The sequence below is a fragment of the Streptococcus sp. HMSC073A12 genome, from assembly GCF_001812815.1.
GTDB lineage: Bacteria > Bacillota > Bacilli > Lactobacillales > Streptococcaceae > Streptococcus > Streptococcus vaginalis.
The window spans coordinates 1-7,962 of record NZ_KV810565.1; the positions used below are offsets into that span (position 1 = coordinate 1).

Annotated in this window: 9 protein-coding genes; 8 read left to right on the forward strand and 1 reads right to left on the reverse strand. The window is 39.4% G+C overall.

What is annotated here, in order from left to right; genetic code table 11:
• Positions 1–127: 127 nt before the first annotated feature.
• Complete coding sequence (locus tag HMPREF2876_RS08875) at positions 128–772, forward strand: sensor histidine kinase (protein WP_024052990.1); 645 nt, start codon at positions 128–130, stop codon at positions 770–772.
• Between the two features lie 205 nt (positions 773–977).
• Here the strand turns inward: HMPREF2876_RS08875 and HMPREF2876_RS08880 are convergent, their stop codons facing one another.
• Entirely contained in the window at positions 978–1,247 is a 270-nt protein-coding gene (locus HMPREF2876_RS08880; protein ID WP_024052989.1) for a YbaB/EbfC family nucleoid-associated protein, read from the reverse strand.
• A 250-nt stretch (positions 1,248–1,497) separates the two neighbouring features.
• Between HMPREF2876_RS08880 and HMPREF2876_RS08885 the strand changes: the two genes are divergently transcribed.
• The 7 genes from HMPREF2876_RS08885 to HMPREF2876_RS08915 are packed head-to-tail and all read left to right on the forward strand — an operon-like array spanning position 1,498 to position 7,839.
• Positions 1,498–2,391: a substrate-binding domain-containing protein gene (locus tag HMPREF2876_RS08885; RefSeq protein ID WP_024052988.1), complete on the forward strand. Its 894-nt coding sequence runs from the start codon at positions 1,498–1,500 to the stop codon at positions 2,389–2,391.
• A gap of 10 nt (positions 2,392–2,401) precedes the next feature.
• Positions 2,402–3,247: a phosphate ABC transporter permease subunit PstC gene (gene pstC, locus HMPREF2876_RS08890; RefSeq protein WP_024052987.1), complete on the forward strand. Its 846-nt coding sequence runs from the start codon at positions 2,402–2,404 to the stop codon at positions 3,245–3,247.
• Positions 3,248–3,249: 2 nt separating this feature from the next.
• Positions 3,250–4,128, forward strand: coding sequence for a phosphate ABC transporter permease PstA (gene pstA / locus HMPREF2876_RS08895; protein ID WP_024052986.1), 879 nt, complete (start codon positions 3,250–3,252; stop codon positions 4,126–4,128).
• A complete protein-coding gene (gene pstB / locus HMPREF2876_RS08900; protein WP_018376001.1) occupies positions 4,121–4,870 on the forward strand; it encodes a phosphate ABC transporter ATP-binding protein PstB in 750 nt (249 codons plus the stop codon). Before pstA ends, pstB begins: the two co-directional genes overlap by 8 nt.
• Positions 4,867–5,520 carry a phosphate signaling complex protein PhoU gene (phoU, locus tag HMPREF2876_RS08905; RefSeq protein WP_024052985.1) on the forward strand — a complete coding sequence of 218 codons (654 nt, stop codon included), beginning with the start codon at positions 4,867–4,869 and terminating at the stop codon, positions 5,518–5,520. The genes pstB and phoU overlap by 4 nt, the downstream gene beginning before the upstream one ends.
• The gene (locus tag HMPREF2876_RS08910; protein ID WP_024052984.1) at positions 5,517–6,194 is read left to right on the forward strand and encodes a winged helix-turn-helix domain-containing protein; all 678 of its coding nucleotides are present in this window, start codon (positions 5,517–5,519) and stop codon (positions 6,192–6,194) included. Before phoU ends, HMPREF2876_RS08910 begins: the two co-directional genes overlap by 4 nt.
• The gene (locus HMPREF2876_RS08915; protein ID WP_024052983.1) at positions 6,187–7,839 is read left to right on the forward strand and encodes an ATP-binding protein; all 1,653 of its coding nucleotides are present in this window, start codon (positions 6,187–6,189) and stop codon (positions 7,837–7,839) included. The genes HMPREF2876_RS08910 and HMPREF2876_RS08915 overlap by 8 nt, the downstream gene beginning before the upstream one ends.
• Positions 7,840–7,962 lie beyond the last annotated feature (123 nt).

Below are 7,962 nucleotides of genomic sequence, written 5' to 3' on the forward strand. Positions count from 1 at the left end.
TTCCATAGCTTTAGTATACCACTTTTGAGTTACCTAACAAGTCTATTCTAAATTACTGACAAGTATTGAAGAATTAAGAGCTGAAAATGTAAAAAGGGCGTCGCATGAAGAGGAGCAGGCTGATTTTTTGCGAATAACTGCTCACGAGTTAAAAACGCCCATTGCTAGTATGTTAGGTCTTGTAGAGGGCATGATTTATAACGTCGGAGAGTTTAAAGATCACGAGACTTATTTGAAGAAATGTCGAGACATTTTGCAAGAGCAATCACAGTTAGTTTGTTCCATCTTGGAAGCCACAAATTTGGATCTCAGTTTGAAAGTTAAGCAAGAGCGAGTTGATTTGAAAGAACTGATAGAGCAGTATTTGACGCCCTATGAGGCACTTACAAAAGTCCATTCTTACCAATTCATCGTAAATCTTGAGCCAGTATGGGTCAGCCTTAATTCAACTTATTTTGTAAAAGCAATAAAGAATCTTTTGGATAATGCCTTTCGTTATACAAAGGAAGGAGGGGCTATCCGAGTAAGTTTAACGGAGCATTATCTACGAATTGAAAATCAAGCAGAGCATTTACCTGACAAGGAAGAACTAGACAAATTATTTCTTCCGTTCTATCGTCCAGATTTTAGCAGAGCTAAAGAAGATGGGGGGACAGGGGTAGGACTTTACTTGGTCAAACAAATTCTGGAAAAACAAGGTTTTTGTTACCGATTGGAGCAAGAAAAAGAATTTCTTCAATTTACAATTTGGTTTGTAGATCCCTTGGACTAATACTCAATGAAAATCAAACCATATCATGACAAATAGAAATGGACTGGCTCTGCCAATCCATTTTTGTTTTCTAGAATGGTAATTTACCTGCAAATGCTCCCATTGTTTTTTTATAGTAGATTGAATCTAGAACAGTACGCCGTGGTTGCTAAAATATTTCTATACATTAATTTGACTTTCCTAATCAATTTGTTCACATCTTATTTCAATCTACTATAGTTGCTTCGTCAATTTGGCTGAGTGCATCATTGATGGCTTGTGCAGTCATATCTTGTAGGGTTTCGACATCCTCAGGATCAACGACAGCTTCTTTATAATCAATGGAAACCAGTTTTTTATCACCTGTGAAAGTTACGGTAACGAGCTCTTGAGCTGATTTACCAGTGAAATTTGTTTCTGCCAACTCAGCTTGTTTCTTTTCTAGCTGTTTTTGCATTTTTTGTGCTTGCTTCATCATTTGCTGCATATTCATCATAAGATTTTTAAGATTCCTTTCGTATCAAGGGTTTAGACTCTCTGGTTAAATTTTCGTTGCCTTATTTTGCCTTTTGGGTATTTCTTAAAGCTTCATTTATTATAGCATTTTTTAAAGCAACTGCCTATTTAACTGTGTGAGAACAGCGAGCGTTTGGTGCTGATTTTACAAAAACTTTACAAAAGTATGGTAATAGATTTGATGTTTGCTCTCTATAATGGTCATTGTAAAGATTTTAAAGGAGAACATCATGAAAAAATGTAAATTGTTTTCAGTACTGGCTTTAGCTGGTTTGACGGCTCTAGTGGGACTTTCAGCTTGTGGTAAATCAAACGGGGGCTCTTCGTCTGCTTCTTCATCTGCATCTGGTAATATCAGCGTTGTTTCCCGTGAAGATGGTTCAGGGACGCGCGGCGCCTTTGTTGAACTTTTCGGAGTCCAAGAAGAGCAAAATGGTGAAAAGGTTGATTTGACAACGGACAAAGCCATTGTTACTAACTCGACCTCTGTTATGCTAACGACAGTAGCTGGAGATAAGTCAGCCATCGGCTATGCTTCGCTAGGTTCTTTGGATGATACCGTCAAGGTTTTGAAAATTGATGGTACTGAAGCAAGTGTTGCCAATATTAAATCCGGAAGCTACAAGATTTCTCGACCATTTAACATTGTTACCAAAGATAAGATAAGTGAAGCTGCTCAAGATTTCATCAACTTTATTTTAAGCTCTGGTGGTCAAGCTGTCGTAGAAGAAAATGGTTACATTCCACTTGACGATACCAAAGCTTATAAATCTTCAGTTGATTCTGGCAAGATTGTCGTTTCAGGATCAAGCTCTGTCACACCAGTTATGGAAAAATTAAAAGAAGCTTATAGCAAAGTCAATTCTAAGGTTGAAGTAGAAATTCAACAAAGCGACTCTTCAACTGGTATCACAAATGCTATTGAGGGAACAGCTGATATTGGAATGGCGTCACGTGATTTGAAAGATGAAGAAACCTCTAAAGGAGTCAGCTCAACAGTTATTGCGATGGATGGTATTGCTGTTATTGTTAATAAAGATAACAAAGTTGATGGCTTAACAAGCGAACAAGTCAAGACTATTTTTACAGGTAAGACAACAAGCTGGGACGGTCTTTCAGACTAAGGGGTCATGAATGAATCATACAAAAGAAAAAATGATGCAAGCGGTATTTTTCCTTACCGCCTGCATTTCTGTTCTATCCGTACTACTAATCTGCCTCTTTTTGTTTTCGAGTGGGATTCCTGCTATTCACAAAATTGGCTTAGGTAACTTTCTTTTCGGGACGGTATGGAGACCGGCTAATAATCTTTTTGGTATTTTTCCAATGATTGTAGGCTCACTTTATGTGACAGCAGGGGCTCTTATTGTTGGAGTACCCGTTGGAGTTTTGACAGCAGTTTTTATGTCTTCTTTTTGTCCTGAAGTCATCTACAGACCACTCAAGGCGGCTATTAACCTCATGGCAGGAATTCCATCGGTTGTTTATGGTTTCTTTGGTTTGGTTGTTTTAGTTCCCTTTGTTCGTGATAACATCGGTGGCTTTGGCATGGGGGTTCTTACCGCCTCGATTTTGCTTGGTTTGATGATTTTACCAACTATTATCAGTGTTTCTGAGGCTGCTATTCGTGCTGTTCCCAGGTCGTATTATGAAGGTGGTTTAGCTCTGGGGGCTTCCCATGAGCGTAGCATCTTTTTTGCGGTACTGCCAGCAGCGAAGCGAGGAATTTTGGCGGCTGTCATTTTAGGGGTTGGACGTGCAATCGGAGAAACTATGGCAGTTATCATGGTTGCAGGTAACCAAGCTGTCTTGCCAGATTCCTTGACATCAGGAGTCAGAACTATGACAACCAATATTGTTATGGAGATGGGTTACTCTAGTGGTCTTCACAGAGAAGCTCTCATAGGGACAGCTGTTGTTCTCTTTATATTTGTCCTAATCATTAATATCAGCTTTTCGTTGTTACATAAAGAGGAGTGAGTATGGAAAATATCAATCACCGCAGTTTCAAGCAAAATTGGCAGTCACGTCGGCGGGATCTGGTGTCACTAATTTTGTACTTTTTAGTTTATGGGGCTGCTTTGGCAACTTTTGTAGGTATTGCTTTCACGGTAGGCTACATTCTGGTTAAAGGCTTGCCCAATTTAAACATGAGTTTGTTTGCTTGGACTTACAATAGTGAGAATGTCTCTCTGTTACCGGCCTTAATCAATACGATTTTTATGACCATATTGGCATTAAGTGTTGCCGTACCTATTGGTATAGGGGCTTCTATTTATTTGGCAGAATATGCGCGCCGGGATAACCCTTTTGTTAGTGTTATTCGGATCGCAACCGAAACGCTCTCTGGGATTCCCTCCATCATCTATGGACTGTTTGGTGCCCTTTTCTTTGTTAAGTTCGCTCACATGGGACTTTCCTTGCTGTCAGGAGCTGTTACACTTAGTATCATGATTTTGCCTCTGATTATGCGAACAACAGAGGAAGCTTTGCTTTCGGTACCAGACTCTTATCGTGAAGGGGCTTTTGCACTTGGAGCGGGCAAACTTCGAACAATTTTTAAAATTGTCCTTCCTAGCGCCATGCCGGGAATTTTCTCAGGAATTATTTTAGCGATCGGGCGAATTGTGGGAGAATCGGCTGCCTTGATTTTTACGGCAGGTACGGTTGCTGAAGTGGCTAAGAGTGTTTTCAGTTCGTCACGGACTTTGGCTGTGCATATGTATGCCATCTCAGGAGAGGGACTTTATGTCAATCAAACCTATGCTACAGCAGTTGTTCTCTTAGTATTAGTTATTATCATTAATCTAGTGTCGGGTTTGATTGCTAGACGATTAGGAAGTAAAACAAGCGATGAATAAAATAGAAATTAAAAATTTGGATCTCTACTATGGAGACTTTAAGGCTTTAAAAAACATTAATTTGGAAATTGCCAGCAATGAAATTACAGCTTTCATTGGTCCATCAGGGTGTGGAAAATCGACCTTACTGAAAAGTCTTAACCGAATGAACGATTTGGTGAAAAATTGCCGCATTACTGGAGAGGTCACATTAGATAAAGAAGATGTGTATCGCGATTTGGACATCAATGTCCTTCGTAAAAAAGTAGGTATGGTTTTTCAAAAACCAAACCCATTTCCGATGAGTATCTATGACAACATTGCCTTCGGGCCTCGAACTCATGGCATTCACAATAAAGTTCAATTGGATGAAATTGTGGAGCGTTCCTTAAAACAAGCCGCTATCTGGGATGAAGTCAAAGATCGCCTCAATAAATCTGCTCTTGGAATGTCTGGTGGTCAACAGCAACGGCTTTGCATTGCTAGAGCTTTGGCCATTGAACCTGACGTCCTCCTCATGGATGAACCAACAAGTGCCTTAGATCCGATTTCAACAGCAAAAATTGAAGATTTGGTTATTGAACTCAAGAAGAAATATACTATCGTCATGGTGACCCACAACATGCAACAAGCTGTGCGAATTTCTGATAAGACAGCATTCTTCCTATTGGGAGAAATTGTTGAGTACAACAAAACAAGCCAACTATTTTCAATGCCACAAGACGAACGCACAGAAAATTATATAACAGGGAGATTCGGATGATACGCTCAACCTTTGAAAATCAACTGCATGCACTCAATACCAATTTAATTTTGATGGGGTCTTTATGTGAAGATATCATTTCAAAATCCTTAATGCCCATCAGTGAAAATGATCAGCATCTGGTCAATGATGTCAGTAAAACCTATCAAAAAATTGAGCAGATGGAAAGAGATATTGAATCACAATGTCTTAAACTATTGCTTCGTCAACAGCCAGTAGCCAAGGATTTGCGACGTATTTCAGCTGCCTTGAAAATGGTTTATGATATGAAGCGTATTGGTGCACAATCTGCTGAAATTGCTGATATTATTGGTGATGGTCATGTTCATGAAGGAGCTGAGTTTCGCCATCTCAAGCAAATGGTTAAACACGTTGTCAATATGGTAACAGACAGTGTGGATGCCTTTGTCCATGATGATGAGGCTTTAGCTTTAAAAGTTATCCAAAAAGATGTCACAGTGGACAAAGAATTTGATACAATAAAGGCAAGTTTAATTGCCCATATTGCTGAACTTGGAAATGATGGTGAATATACTATTGATGTTTTGATGATTGCCAAATATTTGGAAAGAATTGGTGACCATACCGTCAATGTCGCTAAGTGGGTAATTTTTTCAATCACTGGTGAACTGAATGGAGAAGAAACATGATTTACTGCGTTGAAGACGATGATGATATCCGAGAACTGATGCTTTATACTTTACGAACAGCAGGGTTTGAGGCTCAGGGTTTCCCTGACTCCCTTCTATTTTGGAAAGCCATGGAAGAAGAGCAACCAAAACTTATACTGTTAGATATCATGCTGCCTATAGATGATGGATTGACCATTTTGAAATCCCTACGCGAAAATGGCATGACAAAAGATATTCCAGTAATCATGACAACTGCCAAAGGAACAGAATTCGATAAAGTCAAAGGATTAGATTTGGGCGCAGATGACTACTTGGTTAAACCTTTTGGTATGATGGAAATGATTTCTCGCATTAAAGCAGTCCTCAGACGTACATCCAATCAGGAACAGGAAACTCATTTGACAATAAAAAATCTCGCTCTGGATTCAAAAAATTACACGGTTAGAAAAAATGGGCAAAAAATCGAATTAACTCTGAAAGAATTTGAACTGCTATCTTTATTGATGTTAAATCCTGACCGTGTTTTTACACGGCAGGAACTTTTGGATAAAGTTTGGGGAGAACACTTTATCGGAGAAACACGAACAGTTGATGTCCATATTGGGACCCTTCGCATGAAACTTGGAGATGCTAGTCATCTGATTAAGACAGTTCGTGGCGTTGGTTATCGTTTGGAGGTAACAGATGATTAAGAAAATCTTTCGTTCAACTTTTTTTGCCACGCTAGGCGTTCTTCTGGTGACCCTATTTATGGTTGTTGGCTTGCTTTATGGTTATTTTACTCAAGTACAAAAGGAGCAGTTGCAGACGGAGACAGCCTTAGCTGCTCAAGGGGTTTCTCTAGAAGGCCAAGATTATTTTAATGAGCTCAAAATGTCAAATGTCAGAATCACTTGGGTTGACAATCAAGGAAAGGTTCTCTATGATAATGAGTCCGATGCACAGACCATGGACAATCATGCTAATCGAGAAGAAATCAAAGAAGCTTTGAAAGATGGTTACGGTGAGAGTGTTCGCTACTCGAAAATTTTAACCACTCAGTCTCTTTATTCTGCTCAGCGCTTGGATAATGGAACTGTTATTCGTTTATCTGTGACTAGACATAGTATTTTAGTGCTTTTGTTTCGGATGGTCCAGCCTTTAGCTCTTATTCTTGTATTGGCCTTCTTCCTCTCTCTATGGCTTTCACGTTCTATTGCTAAGAGTGTCGTGGAACCATTGAATCGGCTGGATCTTGATCATCCACTTGAAAATGATGCCTATGAAGAAATTTCCCCCCTTCTAAGACGGATTGCCAGACATCAAAAGGAAGTCACTGAGCGAGAAGTTGTGATAGAGCAACGTCAATCAGAATTTGACACCATTATTTCTAAAATTAAAGAAGGCATGATTTTGTTAGACAATAACTGTCGCATCATCAGTATCAACCAAGCAGCACAGGATATTTTACAGACTGATCGAACGTGTTTGGGAAAAGATATGTTACAAATTATCCGTAACCTATCACTAAATAATTGGCTTGAAAAAGGTCTTCAAGGTCGCAAGCAAGAAGGGATTTTGCAATTAGATGACTCGCATTACAAAGTTATGGTGCGTCCTATTCAGTCTGAGGATAAGGTGACTGGTTTAGCGCTTCTTTTCTTTGATGTCACAGAGCAACTTCAGGCAGAGCAGCTGCGCCGTGAATTTACAGCAAACGTTTCTCATGAACTGAAAACACCTTTGCATCTGATTTCTGGGTATTCTGAAATGTTGGCTAGTGATGTTGTTGCGCAAAAAGATGTTCCACAATTCGCTGAGAAAATCCACAGTGAGTCTCAACGTATGATTCAGTTGGTAGAAGATATTATTAAACTGTCACATCTTGATGAGTCAGAAGAGTTAGCTATGGAACCCATTAATCTCTATCAGATATCAGAGGAAGTCTTAGAGAGTCTATCTGCTAAGGCAAATGAACGTCATATCAACTTGCATTTATTAGGGAAACCAGCTTATATTACCGGTAATCATGCCCTTATTCATTCCTTGATTTATAATCTTTGTGATAATGCTATTATCTATAACCGTGATAAGGGAGATGTGACTGTCGGTATCACCTCGAATGAGGACAAGATTGTTCTGACGGTACAAGATACAGGAGTTGGGATTGCCAAAGATGAGCAGGAACGTATTTTTGAGCGTTTCTATCGGGTTGATAAGAGTCGCTCGAAGAAGTTGGGTGGCACTGGCCTGGGGCTATCCATTGTCAAGCATGCGGTCAATCAACATTATGCCGATATTAAGATGGAAAGTCAGCTAGGATTAGGAACTAAAATGACCGTGACCTTTCATAAATAACCCTCTTTGAAAATTAAACGCAGACGCTTGTGACTTGATTTGAGGAGTGAAAACCTCCAACGGAAGTTTTTAGCCTGTCATTCCAAAATTAGACTTGTTCGGTAACTACATCATCTCGTGGTT

Coding starts and splice junctions, on each gene's coding strand:
- HMPREF2876_RS08880 (WP_024052989.1), bottom strand. CDS start 1,247: ATGATGAATATGCAGCAAATGATGAAGCAAGCACAAAAAATGCAAAAA.
- HMPREF2876_RS08885 (WP_024052988.1), top strand. CDS start 1,498: ATGAAAAAATGTAAATTGTTTTCAGTACTGGCTTTAGCTGGTTTGACG.
- pstC (WP_024052987.1), top strand. CDS start 2,402: ATGAATCATACAAAAGAAAAAATGATGCAAGCGGTATTTTTCCTTACC.
- pstA (WP_024052986.1), top strand. CDS start 3,250: ATGGAAAATATCAATCACCGCAGTTTCAAGCAAAATTGGCAGTCACGT.
- pstB (WP_018376001.1), top strand. CDS start 4,121: ATGAATAAAATAGAAATTAAAAATTTGGATCTCTACTATGGAGACTTT.
- phoU (WP_024052985.1), top strand. CDS start 4,867: ATGATACGCTCAACCTTTGAAAATCAACTGCATGCACTCAATACCAAT.
- HMPREF2876_RS08910 (WP_024052984.1), top strand. CDS start 5,517: ATGATTTACTGCGTTGAAGACGATGATGATATCCGAGAACTGATGCTT.
- HMPREF2876_RS08915 (WP_024052983.1), top strand. CDS start 6,187: ATGATTAAGAAAATCTTTCGTTCAACTTTTTTTGCCACGCTAGGCGTT.